Source organism: Winogradskyella marina (assembly GCF_015645385.1).
GTDB classification, from domain to species: Bacteria; Bacteroidota; Bacteroidia; order Flavobacteriales; family Flavobacteriaceae; genus Winogradskyella; species Winogradskyella marina.
Genome location: NZ_JADOET010000004.1, coordinates 83,363 through 99,297, shown reverse-complemented (window position 1 = coordinate 99,297; position 15,935 = coordinate 83,363). Strand labels below are relative to the sequence as shown.

Below are 15,935 nucleotides of genomic sequence, written 5' to 3'. Positions count from 1 at the left end.
GAATTGTTTCTATTTAGAATTAAATTTAAAAATTCACCATAATTATATATAGTGGATTTAGTTATTAGTATTAAAAGCGACTTATTTAAGCTTTGCCAAATTGATACCATTTCTTCTTTTTATGAGGGTTGTCCCCATAACCGTAACCGTAGCCGTAGCCTTTTTTATCAAAATCAGTTCCGTTTAATAGCATATTCATATTAGGTAGTCTGTTATCGTCATAAAGTGGTTTAGCAACTGCTGATAATTGTCTTTTATCAACGTTATTTGCGCCAACGACGTAAATAAACATATCTGCAAATTTTGAGATTAACATGGTATCGCTTACTAAGCCTACAGCTGAAGTATCTACGATTATATAATCATATTTACCTTCGAAATAATCAAATAAATCTTTAATTCTATCACTCATTAATAATTCGGAAGGGTTTGGTGGGATGGAACCCGAAGGAATAATATCTAAATAAGTGTTGGTTTTTAATTTATTGACTATTTCATTTGGCTTGATTGATTTGTTGGCAATATAGTCTGATAAACCAATCTTTGATGTTGGTTTTTCATTAAGGTATTGCATTATTTTCGGAACTCGGATATCCATTTCAATTAGCAGTACAGATTTTTCTGAAAACGAAATTGATGAAGCTAAGTTGGTGCTTGTGTGCGACTTACCTTCTTGAGCTCTTGTGGATGTAATAAATACTTTTTTAGTTTTAGAGTCATTGTTTTTTAACAAGAAATCAATGTTAGATCTAATAATCCTGAATGCTTCAGCCTTCGGAGAATAGTCCACCTTAGTAATTAGCTTGGTTTTCTTACTCGTTAACGGTATGTCACCTATATACGGAATGTTCACCACATCTAGAAGGTCGTCTTTATCATAGATTTTTGTGTCGAGAAGGTCTTTAGTATAAATAAATCCTATAGGAATACCTAAGCCAAAAAGAAGTGCTCCTAAATAGGTAAGCATTCTGTTTGGTGCAACTGGGATTTGAGAAGAATATGCTGAATCTATAACTTTTGCATTAGGTGTGAACATGCCAAGCGTAATCGCTGTCTCTTCTCGTTTTTCTAATAAATATAAGTAAAGTGATTCTTTAATGCTCTGCTGGCGTTCAATATCTCTGAGTTGTCTTTGTTTTGTTGGAGCAGCATACAGCTGACCTCGAATCCTTGCGTCTTCTTGATTTAAATTGTTGAGTGTTATTTCACTTGATTTTCTCATGTTGTCAAGTGAGCTCGATAAATTTTCTTTTAAGGCATTAATTTGATTGTTTAAATTAATAACTACAGGGTTACTTTCAGTAGAGTTTTTTAATAGTTTATCTCGTTCTGCGACTAATTCGTTGTGGTTTTTTGTGACTTGAGCAATGTTTCCGTCGGATAATCCAACTGAGGGTAAAAGGTCAGAATTTTTATTCTTTTCTTTTAATTCCTGTTGCATGTAATCAATTAACTGTATATTATTGGTGGTATTGTTTATTTGGGATTCAGTTTGTCTTTCACTTTTTAAATAAATATCTGCCTGAGAAGCCAAAGCTGTTAAGTTATTACGTTTTTGAAGTTGTTCTGCAGTAAAGTCGACCTCTTCTAATTCTTTAAATACTAATTCTAATCGGTTATTAATAAAGTCGGACGTGACTTTTACAACCTCTTCTTTATCTGTTATAACATCATTGTTATATTCTTTGATTATTTGGTTTAATATATCAATTGCTCTTTTAGGGATATTATCTCGAAGCCCTAGTTTTACTACACTAGATTCGTCATTTGTCGAGATTGAAAGGTTTGATTTATACCTTCCAATAATAGAAGAAATACGTTTAATTGATACTCTTAAATTACTACCTATCTTTGGGCTGTGTTTTCCACTATTCGGAACAATTACAACATCACCAAAGCTTGTTTTTATACGATCACCAAAAGAATATGATATGCCTTGAGTAATATCACGATCCATAAGCGATTTTCCGTCATCTTTAAACATTAAAAATTCTGATGGGGATTTTATTTTAATAAAAAGCGTTGTGTCAATTTTATGTATAACCGTATCGTTAACGAAAAAATTTAGCTTAATTGGAGGGTTTTCATATATTTCTTGTTCCTTTATTTTACCTTGTTCAAAGTATGTAATGTTAAGTTTTAGGTCCTTAACTATTCTAGAAATTAATGTCCTTGAAGTTAAAATAGCAATCTCATCTTGTATAGCTTTCGATTTACTAGATAGAAGACTACTGCCACTTAATTCAGCTAAACTCGGGAGTTTTTGAGATTCCTTATCATCTTTAATTCGTATTGTAGCAGATGCGTTATATTGAGAGGTTGAATAGCGTAAATGTATAAATGCTAGAGATACGGCTATAATGCAAAAAAAAGCAATTAACTTCCACCGAGAAAGGTATAAATTCAACGTTTTTTTTAGCGCTTTCGTTGATAAACTATTTTTAGACTCCATATTTAACTATAATTATCTTATTAAAAATACGGCAATAATGGTAGTAAGTGTTCCAATAGCAGAAATCAATACACTGTTATTTTGATTATAAGTAGACGAGCGTATTTTAGCGTTGTTTGGTTCTACATATATTACATCATTTTGTTGTAAGTAATAAACAGGAGAATTTACGGAGTTAATTGAGGTTAAGTCGATATTAGCAAATTTCTTTTTCCCTTCAACTTCTCGTATTAATTTAACGGTTTTTCTTTTTCCGAAAATGGTTAAATCATTTGCGTAACCTAGTGCTTCTAAAATAGTGACTCTTTCATCTTGCATTGTAAATGTGCCTGGATTAGAAACCTCTCCAAGTACTGTAATTGTAAAATTTGCTAATCTTACATTCACAATTGGATCCTTTGCCATTGTACTAATACGGTCAGTTAATAAAGTAGTTAATTCTGATCGTGTAAGCCCTTCAACCTTTAGTGTTCCAAAAACCGGAAATTCAATATTTCCATTATAATCAATTAAATAAGTTTGTTGCGTTAAACTTCCTTGGGCACTTGTTAAATTTGATGTGTTATGTGAAACCACAGGTAAATTAAAAGGCATAACAGTCGCTGGATCTAATGCCGTTACGTTAATTGTTAAAATATCGTCTGGTTTGTAAATAATTTCTGTTGGTTCAGGAGATAATTGACCTTCTGAAAGCGGCTCATCTTGAAAGTAGATAAAGTCTTTTCGTGAGCTACATGATGTCGCTATAATTAGTGCTAGTATAGAAATAATTAGAATACGTGGTTTCATATAAGTAGTTGTTATAAGTTTGATAAAAGTGATAATTATTTTTTAATATCTAAAACTTCGTAAGTAGAATTGTTTGAGATATATTCTGGAATTAAATGCTTTATCGAAGATACAATTTCTAATGGTTGTGTTAAAGAATTTACAGCGGTTAGTTTATTAATCTGTTTTTCAGTACTATCGATATCAATATGCCTTGATTTTGCAATCATAATTTTATCATGATAGGTTTTTTTTGTGTTTTCCCCATCGGCTAAAAGTTCTTCATAAATTTTTTCACCAGGTCTTAAACCTGTGATTTTTATGTCAATATCTTCAGGGTAGCGTAAGCCGGATAAAATAATCATATTAGTAGCAAGATTAAAAATCTTTATAGGCTCTCCCATATCAAAGACGAAAATCTCTCCACCATTACCCATGGCTGCAGCTTCTATTACTAATTGACAAGCTTCTGGAATTGTCATAAAATAGCGTGTGATATCCTTATGAGTAACTGTTAACGGTCCTCCTTTTTCAATTTGTTTTTTAAATAACGGAATTACAGATCCATTAGAGCCTAATACGTTTCCAAATCTAGTGGTAATGAATTTTGTATGACCTTTTCCTTTTAAGCAGGTGACATAAAGTTCGGCTATACGTTTTGTAGCTCCCATTACATTTGTTGGGTTTACTGCTTTGTCGGTGGAAATTAAAACAAACTTGTCAACACTATGTTTTACTGCGATATCTGCAACATTTTTTGTGCCTCCAATATTTACACTAACGGCTTCAAATGGATTGTTTTCCATTAAAGGAACGTGTTTGTATGCAGCAGCATGAAAAATTACTTTAGGTTTATAATTATCGAATATTTGATCTATTCTACTTCTGTTACGAACATCTGCAACTATAGCTTCTACGTTTTCTAGACCTTGTTGTCTAAATTCTTGTTGAATATCATAAAGTGCAGATTCTGCATTATCAACTAAGATTAATTTTTTATAATTATAGAGACTAACTTTTCTGCAAATCTCACTTCCTATTGAACCAGCAGCACCAGTTATCAGAATTACTTTGTTATTATATAAGTCCTCAAGATCTGGGTTTTTTATATTAATTGGATCTCTTCCTAATAGGTCTTCAATTTTAACTTCTTTTATCTGTCCAACACTTAAGTCACCATCAATCCAGCTTTGAACAGGAGGAACTATTTTTACTTTTAGACCTAATGAAAAAAGGTTTCCTGTAATTTGAAGTAATCTTGTAGGATCTATGTTTTGAATTGAAATTATAACGTCTTCAATATTTTTTCTTTTAATGAAACTTTCATCAATAGATTCTATACCATAGACTTTTAACAAGTTTATTTTCTTGCCAATTTTACGTTCATCATCATCAATAAAACCAACAACTTCAAAGCCACTTTTAGTGTCATTTTGTATAGCATCGTAGGTTAACATTCCGGAACTACCAGCTCCAAAAATCAGGACCTTTGAAACTGACTTAAAGTCTTGGGTGATATGGTTGTATATTGATTTTATGAATAGTTTTGCGCCTATAAGGAACAAGATGTTTAAAAGTAAATTGATGTAAATAATTGAACCCGAAATATTGAAAATACTATCATTACCTAATGTCTTTCGACTTAAAAAAGTACAGAAAATTAGAATTGTTGCTAAAATATTTGCGCCAATAATAATATTTACAATGTCTTTGAATCCTGTAAATCTAACAACTCCTTTGTAAGAGCCAACAGCAATAAAACTAATTGCAGCAACAATTGCCACATATGGAATTTGATTTAAAAGGTCGATAAAGTCAAACTCTATTTGAAAATTAAATCGAATTAAATATGCTAGGAAAAATGAAGCTATTACAATCACGACATCAAATAATAGCACAAGCCATTTTGAAGCATATTTTTTCGATATTTTATCTAATAGTTTAGTTAACATGTTACAAAATACGCTTTTATTGTAGAAATAACTCTTTCTAATTCATTATTAGTAAGGTTTGAGCCACTTGGCAAACATAAACCTTTGTTAAATAACGCATCAGAAACACCATTAAGATAGCTAGGGTATTTTTTAAAAATTGGCTGTTGATGCATCGGTTTCCATAATGGTCTAGATTCAATATTTTCTTTTTCTAGTGCTAATCTTAACCCTTCACGTGTATTTTCAGAATCTAAAAGAATACAAGATAGCCAGCGGTTTGAAAAATAACCTTCAGGTTCATTAAGAAACGTGATTTTGTCAATATGTTTTAGGGAGTTTGAGTATAACTGATAATTAGAACGTCGTTTTGCAACATGACTATCTAAAATTGTCATTTGTCCACGGCCAATACCTGCAACAATGTTAGACATTCGGTAATTATAACCAATCTCTGAATGTAAATAGTGAGGAGCGTTATCTCTAGCTTGTGTTGCCAAGAAAACTGCTTTTTCTTTAAGTTTTAAGCTTTTTGTAACAAGAGCGCCACCACCAGAAGTGGTTATAATTTTATTGCCGTTAAAAGATAATATTGAAAAATCACCAAATGTTCCACAATTCCTACCATTATATTGACTTCCTAACGATTCAGCACTGTCTTCTACAATAGGAATATTATATTTTAAAGCAACCTTAGTAATTTCGTCAACGTTATAAGGCATACCATATAGGTGTACAGCAATTATAGCCTTGGGTTTTCTGCCTTTTGCTACTCTATCTTTGATGGCTATTTCTAGTTGTATAGGACACATATTCCATGTATCTTTTTCGCTATCTACAAAAACAGGAGTAGCTCCTTGGTAAATTATAGGGTTAGCAGATGCAGAAAACGTTTTACTTTGACAAATAACTTCATCACCATAATCAACGCCTAATAAAATAAGACTTAAATGTAATGCAGAAGTACCAGATGCCAATGCTGCAACATATCTATCCTCCATAAGGTAAGACTGTAAATCGTTTTCAAATCCATTAACATTAGGGCCTAATGGAGCCACCCAATTTGAATTGAAAGCTTCATTAATAAAAGGTAATTCATTACCACTCATATGTGGTGCGGAAAGCCATATTTTAGGTTTCATACGTAAAAATTGTTAAGTAATTAGTAAATTACTATTCAATTTCATGTCAATAGAGGGATCTGGGACACGATCTAATTAAAAAGTAAATATGCTTTTTATAATGGTACGACCCAAATTAAACCGATAAACTGTAAATATTTACGTTCTTTTTTGTGAAAAAAATATTTAAATGGATTGAATGCTGTTTGTTTGTAATAATGTTATTTAACTTGCCTATTATTAATAAATTGGGGATGCTAGTTCTTTAATTGTGTATGATTTTATTATTTACAGTTAATATATCTACTAATTTATAGACTTTATACGATTTATGGAATAAAAATAGTACGAACTACACTATATTTATAACCTGATAAAGTTAAAATGCTTAAATGTTAACTTAAATTATTTGAATGAATATCTTAATAACTTCAGCTGGGAGAAGAGTTTCACTGGTAAGGTCATTTCAAAAAGAATTAAAAAAATTAGACTTAAAAGGTGAGGTGTATGCTTCAGATGCAAATCCTATGTTATCAGCTGCTTGTCAGATTGCCGATGGGTTTTTTAAAGTCCCCATATTAGGTGCTACTGATTATATTGACGTACTATTTGATTTTTGTAAAAATTATAAAATTAGTTTAGTTGTTCCAACTATAGATACTGAATTACTTCAGCTTGCTGAACATAGAGATAAATTTAAGCAAGAAGGAATTGAGGTTGTAATTTCATCAGTTGATTTTGTTTCAAAGTGTAGAAATAAGCGTGTCATACATAAGTTTTTTGAAACTCATAAAGTTAAAGTTGCAAAAGAATACCCCAAGGAAAATTATAAACTACCTCTTTTTATAAAGCCAGTTGATGGTAGCAGGAGTGTGGATACTTATGTAATAAGATCAAAAGAGGACTTAACAGAATATCATTTCGCAAATAATAAATTGATGTTTTTAGAGTATTTAGATCATGATGATTTTGATGAATACACATGTGATTTATATTATAATAAAGATCATGATTTAAGATGTGTAGTACCTAGAAAAAGACTAGAGGTAAGGGATGGTGAGGTTTATAAAGCGCTGACTGTTAGTAATTCATTAGTAGATTATATAAAGGAAAACTTAAAGAAAATTGAAGGTGCGGTGGGCTGTCTTACAGCTCAGTTTTTTTTAAATAAAAATGATAATCAAAAAATTTATGCCATTGAAATAAATCCTAGATTTGGTGGTGGGTATCCCTTATCATATTTATCTGGTGCTAATTTTACAAAATGGATAATTGAAGAATATCTACTAGGAAAAAGCATTGAAGAAAAATTTGATGTGTGGGAAAAGGATTTATTAATGATTCGTTATGATGATGAAATTTTAGTACATGGATATAAAGGTTGATTATAGTACAGTAATAGTTTTTGATTTAGACGATACCTTATATAATGAATTAGATTTCTTAAAATCTGCCTATAAGGCAATCGCGGAATCCGTAGAACCTGAGAATTGGAAAGCCTTATATTCTAAAATGTTTTCTCTCTATAGATGTAAAGTTAACGTCTTTGAATTTGTTGCTAATACTTATAATATAGAAATAGGTCAGCTTATTGAAAAGTACAGGAATCATCAGCCTGATATTCAATTGTTTGATAGTGTATTAAATGTTTTTGATGCTATAAAATCTAAAAAAGGAAAAATAGCAATAGTTACAGATGGTCGTTCAGTAACACAAAGAGCAAAGTTAAATAGTTTAGGTATTTTAAATTATTTAGATAAAATTATAATTTCCGAAGAGATTGGATCTGAAAAACCAAATTTATCTAATTTTGAGGCTATCGAAAAGGCAATATCTGGAACTGAATATTATTACATTGCTGATAATTTAAAGAAAGATTTTATTGCTCCAAACGCTTTAGGATGGAAGAGCGTAGCGCTAATAGATAACGGAAAGAATATTCACTTTGAAGCTTATAAGTACACTAATTCTCAAAATTTGCCACAAGAATTTATTGTTGACTTTAAGGAATTAAAGATTATTTAATACTTAAGATTCATTAGTTCCTGTAAACTCTGGCATATCGATATTTTCAGAATTATTGATGTCTTTTCTATTTATAACCTTATCTATTGTTTTGAGAAGTATTCTAAAATCTAGAACAAAAGACTGATGTTCTACATAGTAAACATCATATTCAAACTTTTGTTCCCAACTAATAGTGTTTCTTCCATTAACCTGTGCCCAACCCGTAATACCAGGTAATACCTCATGTCTTCGATTCTGTCTTTTATTGTAGCGTTCTAAGTATTCAGGTAAAAGTGGACGAGGTCCAATCAAGCTCATATCTCCTTTAAGAATGTTGAGTAATTGAGGCAATTCGTCTAATGATAATTTTCTACAGATTCTTCCAACATTTGTGACCCGTTCCATAGCAGGTAATAAATCTCCATGTTCATCAGTTTTATCTGTCATGGTTTTAAACTTTATAATTGTAAAAAGCTTCCCATTTTTCCCAGTACGTGTTTGAAAGAAAAAAGGTTTACCATTATTAAGTATTAAAAGACTTATAATAAGAAAAACGAATAATGGTGAAATAATTAGAAGTCCAACAGATGCTGCTAAAAAATCGAAAAAACGTTTTATAATGTTTGTATAGAGTTTCATTCTAATGATTTATATAGTTTTAGAATTTCATTCCAGATATATTCTCTTTTATACTTTTTTACAATGTTTTGCCTACAATTACTAGCTAACTTAAGAGTTTGGTCAGGATTGTTTAGTAGGTTAAGCATTGCTTGCTTAAGAGAAATGATGTCTTTAGGTGGTATAATTAAACCATTATAGTTGTGTGTTATTAGCTCATTATTCCCATTAATATCAGTTACTATACATGGTTTTTCCATGCTATTTGCTTGTAATATGACATTAGGGAACCCTTCTCTAAAACTAGGAAACACAAAAATGTCGCTAATAAACACATAAGGTCTAATATCTACTATACTTCCTACGGCATGAATATTTTTGTTGTTTTTTATAATTTGTTCTGTTTCCGGATCAATAGGGTCTAGGTCTTTTTCACTTGGGCCAACAATTATAAGTTTTGTATTAATATTAGATTTGCTAATTTCATTAAAGGCAGCTACTAGTTCATTTATCCCCTTATCTGCGACAACTCTGCCAACGAAGACAAAAACAGTGTCTTTTTCTAAAATGTTAAGTTGTTGTTTTAAAAGGTTGGCTTCATTTAGATTAACTCCTTGGTTACTATAATGATTAACATCTATTCCGTTTGAACTTCCATTGCCTAAAACTTTAAGTTTAGGTGCTTTGCAAAAATTATGTTCTAAAATAATATCTCTTAGCCCAAAAGAATTTGGTAATACTAGTGTTGCACAAGCATAAGTGAATTTTTCTACAAAGTTTAAAAGTTTACGTTTGTTGCCACTAGCTTCTAACAATGGTAAACCTGCAATGGTATGTATTCTATTGGGAACACCAGCCAATTTTGCGGCTAGCATACCTAAAGTTCCTGCTTTTGGAGTATGAGAATGAACAATAAATGGTTTTTCTTTTTTAATTACTCGATATAATTTGTAGACGGCTACTAAGTCTTTAAAGGGAGTTATTTTTCTTGTCATACTAACGGCAATAGTTCTTATGCCTTCTGCTTTTTCTACATCCTTTAAGTTCTCACCATCATCACTACTCGCGACACCAATCATTTCATAATATTCATTCATAAAGTTTAATTGGCCCTTCAGCAAAACCTCTAATGAACTAGCAATTGTCGTAATCCTTATAATTTTTCTCATAGGTTATAAAATAGAATATGTGTTTAAATACCATTTTTGAAATGTATAAAAACACCACACCCTCATACTATTGTCTTGTTTTGAATTTATATGGTTATTAACCAATTTTGAAATATAATCAATATTAAATAAATTTTGAGATTCAATAAATTTTGGATCAATATATGACAGGAGTTCTGGCTTTAAGCTAGATCTTAACCAGTCTCCTACAGGTACTCCAAATCCTTGTTTAGATTTATCTAAAAATTTAGGTTCAAATTTATCAGCGAAAGCTTCTTTTAGGATATATTTCTTATTCCACCCTTTCATTAGGTAGTTTTCTGGTAAGGAGTTTGTTAAATCCCAAATTGCTTTGTTTAAAAAAGGTGCTCTGCATTCTAATGATGAGAACATACTTGTTCTATCGACTTTAACAAGCATATCTCCTTCTAGACTCACGTTTTTATCAACCATTCTAAAATCAGTTAGATTTTTTGGTTTGTGTTGATTGTGTTTATCCTTTAAATCTAAAAATGTATCTTTAATTAAAACATTGTTATTAAACAATTGAGATTTTTCCTCATCTGTAAACGCAAGTGAAATAATATTCCAATATTGGTTACCATCGTAATTAAATGCTTTTAATAATCTATTTAATTGAAACCTTCGACCTCTATTGTCATCTTTTGTCTTTAAAAATGAAGAAGAAAACTTTAAAACCTGTTGATGTACGTTTTTATGAACAATAGAAGTATATCGGTTGTTTAATTTGCCCATATAATATTTATTATATCCGCCAAATACCTCGTCGCCTCCATCACCAGTTAATGCCACTTTTACATAGTCGCTTGCATGTTTAGATACCAAATATGTTGGTAGAGCAGAGGAGTCTGCAAATGGTTCATCAAAATTTAATAAAATATCATCTATATTATTTTTAAAATCAGACTCCTTAACTATAAATTCATGATGGTTACTATTTACTAATTTAGCTACCACTTGAGACTTATCCGTTTCGTCATATATTTGTTTTTCAAATCCTATTGAAAATGTTTCTATGTTTTCACTAGAAATTTCTGCCAAACAATGGGTTACTACTGAAGAATCTACACCTCCTGATAAAAATGTTCCTAGAGATACGTCGGCAATAGATCTAGTTTCTACACTTTTCATCACCTCATCATGCACTTTTTTTTTGGCGTCATTGAATGAGATATCTAATTTTTCTACTGGTTTTTGTTTTTCAATATCATGAATTGAAAATGTGTCAGAAGTTAAATCAAATTCAATATAATGATTGCTTTCTAATTTGTGAATATTCTCATAAATAGAGTAGGGAGCGGGTATATAGGTTAATCTAAAATATAGATTCATACCTTCAAGGCTTATACTTGGTTTATTAGGAAGATAGTTTACAATGGATTTTAACTCCGATCCATAGATGAAATCTGTTTTAGTTTTTGTGTAATACAAGGGTTTCTCTCCAAAAAAATCTCTCGCTATAAATACTTTATTTTTTGTTTTGTCATGTATACTAAATGCAAACATACCATCTAACTCCTTAAAAGCATCGACACCTTTTTGTTCATAAAGTTTAAGAATGACTTCTGTATCACTTGTAGTCTTAAAAGTTACACCAATATTTTCAAGTTGTTGTTTTAAAATTCTATAGTTATAAATTTCACCATTAAAAACTAAGCCTAAATTATTGTCATCAGAGTACATAGGCTGTTTACCTGTACTTAAATCTATAATTGATAAACGACGCATTGCCATAGCAACTGATGCTGATTCTGAAATATCTAAATAAAATCCATCTTCATCTGGACCTCGATGAAAAATTAATTGATTCATCTCAGCCAATTTATTTCTTAAAATGGCTTTATCTGTAGCTGTATTAATTATTACTCCGTTAATTCCGCACATTCTAATTTATATTTAAATAAAAGTTTTGTAATTTTTTTGCGTTTTCAAAAATATCGTAACCCTCTTGTTTAATTTTACTTAAAGTATTTTTTCTTTTGTAATCAATGTTAGCCAAGACATAATCTGCCCACTCTTCCGCAGGTCTATCTAGATCTATGTAAGTTATTAGATTAGTTATATCTACTTCTTTGGTTACAGTGTTAGAGGTAATAATTTTTATTCCAGAAGCTTGAGCTTCTATTAGGGTTACAGGCAATCCTTCATATAATGATGGAAACAAAAATAAATCGAAGGCTTGCAATAGTTCAGGTATATTATCTCTTAAACCTAAGAAGTGGATGTTTTTATCAATATTCAATCGTTTAGCTTCTTCTTTCAATTTGGTTTTTAAGTTACCATCGCCAATAAGTAGTAATACACAGTTCTCATCTTTTTTATATAATTCATTGAAAATTTTAATTAAGAAAAAATGATTTTTCTGTTCATTAAATCTACCGATATGTCCAATAACTTTTTTATTCTCTAAGTTAAGCTCATTTTTTATTTTTTTTGCTTCTATAGCGTCATAAGTAAATAAGGATGCGTTAATTGCATTATTAATAATAGTAACTTTTGTCTTATTTTTATAACCAAAAAGCCAATTTCCGGCTTTTTCACCGCATGCAAAATAGTGCGTAGCTACTTTGGTTACTCTTCCTTTAACTAATGTTTGAATAGAATCTTTTATGGTAGCTTTAATATCTGTGTTTTTTTTAATTACCTTTTTGAGCACCAACGGTTCTACGGCTAAATGGCTATGAGCGATTCTAAAAGGGATATTTTTCTTTTTTGCTACACCTAATATAATACTACTTAGGGCATTTAAGTGAGAATGAACTATTTTATAATCTGGGTGTTTATCAAAAAATAAATTTAAATTTTTCTTATATATAAAATAGTTTTTTGGAGCAATAGCAGACATCCTGTAGATTTTGCCACCAAGAGATTCTATTTCATCATCAAAAAAACCTCTTTCTTGTCTATGAAGTAAAAAATCGAACTGCACTTTAGTTCTGTCTATATGTCTATAATAGTTCATTATCATAGTTTCAGCTCCACCAAGATTCATAATTGTTAAAACTTGTAAAACTCGTATAGGCTTGTCCTTATTCATAATTAATTAAATAATGATTCGTACTGTTTGAGAATTTTGTTTTTATCAAACTTCATTTTTACAGAATCTCTGACTTTTTGAGGCTCTAAAGTTAATTTATTGTTTAAATAGTAAAAATATTCTTCTTCGTTTTCAACTAAATATCCGTTAACTTGATGCTGTATAATTTCCTTTGTACCGCCAGGAACATTAAAAGCTAATACAGGCGTACCTACAAAGCAACTTTCTAAAACGGTATTAGGAAAGCCTTCAACGTAAGATCCTTGTAAAAACATATCATTTGAAGACATGTGTTTTGACACTTCTTTTGTAAAAGGGATATAAGTAAATCTATCTACTAATTGATTTGTTTTTATCGCTTCTAGAATGTCATCTTTTATAGGGCCATCTCCAATAATTGTATAATGAAACGGAAATTTTAATTTAGATAGTAATTCGATAACTCGCAATTGTCCTTTTTCTTTACTTAACCTACCCACAGTAATAAATCTAATAGGTTTTTGGACAGCTGAATCTACTTTTTTTAAGGGGGGATAATTTGTTATAGGGTTATTTATTATGGCAATATTTTGTTTTTTTACGTTGTAAATATTAATAAAATCATCAGCCATATCTTTCGATTGACAAATAATCTTATCAACCAATTTATAACTTGCTCGAGATAAAATTTCATATATGCTAAAAGACTTCTTTGTAGTTCGTTCATTATGTATTTGATCCATTAGCGAAATAACGCTCGCCTCTCTAATAATGAATTTAGTTTTTAAAAAAAACGGAGACATTAACCCCATAACCGTATTTAAATGCCCTATTGAACTTACTACTACATTAGGTCTGTGTTTTAACAAATAAATAAATATATTAGAAACTGCATTTAATACTCTTTTTTTTTTAAAAAATTCTACTTCTATATCATCTATTAAGTAAGCAGCATCTTTTTCGTAACCAGTGACTAATAGTTTACTATCAAATTTGGATTTATTTATGTTTTGCGCAATAAATGAAATAACTCGTTCGGCACCTCCAGCAGTTAGAGTGGGTAAAATAAAGAGTATTTTCTTTTTCATATAGTAAATAAACTATAGGTTTATATTAATTTAGCAGATATTTCTTTAGAAAGTGGCAAATTAAGTAATTCTTATATATGATTATAATAGAACCAATTATAAATTAAAAATTTTCCACGAATTCTATCATTAATATTTTAACTAATGTTTGAAGTTGAAATCCAGGATATGAAAATTACATTTTTAATTAATTATTTCTAAATAAAATATATATTTTTATTTCAGCCACCTAATTTTTTACTAGATTTTGTAATTAGGCTTCTTTTAATGGCTTATCTACAGCTATAAATTTCTTGTGTAGCACTTTTTATCTTACTTTAAATTATTATATAGGAAATTTGGAAATTGTTAATTAATAAAAACTGTACAGACTTATTGTTTTAATTGGGATTAAAGGATTTGTTCAATTACGATCAAAGTCTTAAAAATATATTCTGATATAATTTCTTGTTTTAATCAAATTAATATTTCTGTTAAAACGTAAAACTCTGTAACTTGCAATGACTATGAATAATTGATTAAAACTTATTTTTAACCATTAGCCATAATAAAGTTTTATAATTGTTATTAAAGAATGATAAAAAATGAAACCACTGTTTAAATGTGAACTTAATTATTTCCCTTCTCGACACTTGAGTCATATATACGATGGATTTGAAAAACTCAGAAAATTTGGAGTTATCGAGACTACACTTATACCAGCGACCACTAATCAAACCAAGCCTCTTCTCAATGTAATGGTTAATAATAAGTATAGAGTTATTTATGATACGCTAGATGGGTTTAATTGGATAAATGGCTCAATAGATGAAAATCTGGATTATTTTAGTAAAAATATAGAAGCTGATTTTTATTTTAAACGTAGTTTTAATAATCAGATTCTTGATCATGCTCCTAAGAATTGTAAAGTTTTTCCATTAGGTCTTTATTTTCCTTTTAAATCAGAAGGCAAATACCCTACTAGATTCTATGAAAAATTTAAGGGTTTACTCAAGGAGAACTTAATCATTTCAAAATATTATAATAAAACTTCCTTTACTAATAAAGACTTTGAATACTATCCAATCCCTAATAGAGAAAATAAAATTTTATTCTTAACCCAGCTTTGGAATCCCGATGATGTCAAACTAGAACATTTAAAATTAGAAAGAAAGCTTATTAATGAAAATAGGATTGATTGTATAAAAGCACTTAGAAAAGAGTTTGGTAAGGACTTTTTTGGAGGGCTTCAGCATAATAGTTATAGGGTATCAGATTTGGACTCATTAATGTTGCCTTTTTCAATGACAAAAAGAGAAGCATTTTTACAAACTGTAAAGAGACATAATATTTGTATTGCAACCGCTGGATTACATAATTCAATTGGGGCAAAATTTGGTGAATATATTGCTGCTTCAAGAGCAATTATTACAGAGCCAATAGAATATACGTTACCAGGTGATTTTGAAAATAATAAGAATTATTTAATGTTTTTCGATAAGTATGAATTGATTGAAAACATACATAGTTTACTTAGGTCTGAGGATAAATTAGTTGATATGATGAGAAGAAATTACCAATATTATAATAATTACCTAAGGTCTGATTCGTTAGTTCTAAATACATTATTGAAAATATTAGAAAAATAATGATTGAGGGTTTTTATGTCTTTGACAAGGTTAATAAAAACAATTTAGCACTCTTAGTTAGTAGATTTTTTTTTGAGTAATTTATATTTTCATAATTTGAAGTCTAATTCTTAATT

At 29.8% G+C, this 15,935-nt stretch carries 12 protein-coding genes; 3 read left to right on the top strand and 9 right to left on the bottom strand.

Annotated features, from left to right (window positions below; genetic code table 11):
* Positions 1-85: 85 nt before the first annotated feature.
* The 4 genes from ITJ86_RS06660 to ITJ86_RS06645 are packed head-to-tail and all read right to left on the bottom strand — an operon-like array spanning position 86 to position 6,293.
* On the bottom strand, positions 86-2,407 hold the full coding sequence (locus tag ITJ86_RS06660; protein ID WP_230080241.1) for a GumC family protein: 2,322 nt from the start codon (positions 2,405-2,407) through the stop codon (positions 86-88).
* A gap of 57 nt (positions 2,408-2,464) precedes the next feature.
* Positions 2,465-3,241, bottom strand: coding sequence for a polysaccharide biosynthesis/export family protein (locus ITJ86_RS06655; protein ID WP_195870847.1), 777 nt, complete (start codon positions 3,239-3,241; stop codon positions 2,465-2,467).
* 35 nt (positions 3,242-3,276) lie between these two features.
* Positions 3,277-5,172: a polysaccharide biosynthesis protein gene (locus ITJ86_RS06650; RefSeq protein ID WP_195870846.1), complete on the bottom strand. Its 1,896-nt coding sequence runs from the start codon at positions 5,170-5,172 to the stop codon at positions 3,277-3,279.
* The gene (locus ITJ86_RS06645; RefSeq protein ID WP_195870845.1) at positions 5,166-6,293 is read right to left on the bottom strand and encodes a DegT/DnrJ/EryC1/StrS family aminotransferase; all 1,128 of its coding nucleotides are present in this window, start codon (positions 6,291-6,293) and stop codon (positions 5,166-5,168) included. The genes ITJ86_RS06650 and ITJ86_RS06645 overlap by 7 nt, the downstream gene beginning before the upstream one ends.
* Before the next feature lie 392 nt (positions 6,294-6,685).
* Here ITJ86_RS06645 and ITJ86_RS06640 point away from each other — a divergent pair, with 392 nt between their 5' ends.
* Both ITJ86_RS06640 and ITJ86_RS06635 read left to right on the top strand, forming a co-directional pair.
* Entirely contained in the window at positions 6,686-7,657 is a 972-nt protein-coding gene (locus tag ITJ86_RS06640; protein WP_195870844.1) for an ATP-grasp domain-containing protein, read from the top strand.
* A complete protein-coding gene (locus ITJ86_RS06635; protein ID WP_195870843.1) occupies positions 7,641-8,297 on the top strand; it encodes an HAD family hydrolase in 657 nt (218 codons plus the stop codon). Before ITJ86_RS06640 ends, ITJ86_RS06635 begins: the two co-directional genes overlap by 17 nt.
* A gap of 3 nt (positions 8,298-8,300) precedes the next feature.
* Here the strand turns inward: ITJ86_RS06635 and ITJ86_RS06630 are convergent, their stop codons facing one another.
* The 5 genes from ITJ86_RS06630 to ITJ86_RS06610 form a co-directional block, all read right to left on the bottom strand.
* On the bottom strand, positions 8,301-8,918 hold the full coding sequence (locus tag ITJ86_RS06630; protein ID WP_195870842.1) for a sugar transferase: 618 nt from the start codon (positions 8,916-8,918) through the stop codon (positions 8,301-8,303).
* Positions 8,915-9,994, bottom strand: a complete 1,080-nt coding sequence (locus ITJ86_RS06625) for a glycosyltransferase family 4 protein (RefSeq protein ID WP_317190618.1) — start codon at positions 9,992-9,994, stop codon at positions 8,915-8,917. The genes ITJ86_RS06630 and ITJ86_RS06625 overlap by 4 nt, the downstream gene beginning before the upstream one ends.
* Before the next feature lie 75 nt (positions 9,995-10,069).
* Entirely contained in the window at positions 10,070-11,971 is a 1,902-nt protein-coding gene (gene asnB, locus ITJ86_RS06620) for an asparagine synthase (glutamine-hydrolyzing) (protein ID WP_195870840.1), read from the bottom strand.
* Between the two features lies 1 nt (position 11,972).
* The gene (locus ITJ86_RS06615) at positions 11,973-13,124 is read right to left on the bottom strand and encodes a glycosyltransferase family 1 protein (protein ID WP_195870839.1); all 1,152 of its coding nucleotides are present in this window, start codon (positions 13,122-13,124) and stop codon (positions 11,973-11,975) included.
* A 2-nt stretch (positions 13,125-13,126) separates the two neighbouring features.
* The gene (locus ITJ86_RS06610; RefSeq protein ID WP_195870838.1) at positions 13,127-14,191 is read right to left on the bottom strand and encodes a glycosyltransferase; all 1,065 of its coding nucleotides are present in this window, start codon (positions 14,189-14,191) and stop codon (positions 13,127-13,129) included.
* Between the two features lie 584 nt (positions 14,192-14,775).
* On the opposite strand from ITJ86_RS06610, the gene ITJ86_RS06605 reads away from it, so the two are divergent.
* Complete coding sequence (locus ITJ86_RS06605) at positions 14,776-15,819, top strand: hypothetical protein (protein WP_195870837.1); 1,044 nt, start codon at positions 14,776-14,778, stop codon at positions 15,817-15,819.
* The last annotated feature ends 116 nt before the right edge of the window (positions 15,820-15,935 follow it).